At 43.5% G+C, this 742-nt stretch carries 1 protein-coding gene; it reads left to right on the top strand.

Going from position 1 to position 742, the window contains the following annotated elements:
• A partial coding sequence (locus F7018_RS18540; RefSeq protein ID WP_175578733.1) for a hypothetical protein occupies positions 1-742 on the top strand: 742 nt, incomplete at both ends.

The raw sequence follows: 742 nt of genomic DNA, 5'->3' as shown, positions 1-742 counted from the left end.
GTAAATGCATTACCTACCATCGATACTGAGCCAGCTGCAAGTACGACTGTTTGTAAAGATGGCGCAGTAACTCTAAATGTCGTTGCGAGTGGTGGCGTAGGAAGTTTAACTTATCAATGGCAATCAGCAACAAGTTTAGTAGGGCCTTATGGTGATGTAACCAGTGGAACAGGAGGTACAACAGCGAGTTATAGTCCAGTAACTTCAACCGCAGGAACTTTGTATTATCAAGTGGTGGTTAGCAATGCAGGAACAGGATGTACTAGTGTAACCAGTAGTAAGTCTACTGTGACGGTAAATGGATTACCAACGATTGATACCCAGCCAGCAGCCAGCACAACTGTTTGTAAAGACGGAGCAGTGACTCTAAATGTCGTTGCTAGTGGTGGCGTAGGAAGTTTGAGTTATCAATGGCAGTCTGCAACAAGTTTAGCAGGCCCTTATAATGATGTAACCAGTGGGACAGGAGGTACAACAGCGAGTTATAGTCCAGTAACTTCAACCGAAGGAACTTTATATTATCAAGTAGTGGTTAGCAATGCAGGAACAGGATGTACAAGTGTTACCAGTAGCAAATCAACAGTTATAGTTAATCAAGTTCCAACCATCGATACTGAGCCAGCTTCAAGTACGACAGTTTGTAAAGACGGCGCGGTAACTTTAAATGTTGCAGCGAGTGGTGGTGTAGGGAGTCTAAGCTATCAATGGCAATCAGCAACAAGTTTAGCAGGTCCTTATAGTA

The organism is Tenacibaculum aiptasiae, assembly GCF_008806755.1.
Classification (GTDB): Bacteria; Bacteroidota; Bacteroidia; order Flavobacteriales; family Flavobacteriaceae; genus Polaribacter; species Polaribacter aiptasiae.
Note: the sequence above shows the minus strand (reverse complement) of the source record. Positions and strands in the feature narration are given on the sequence as shown.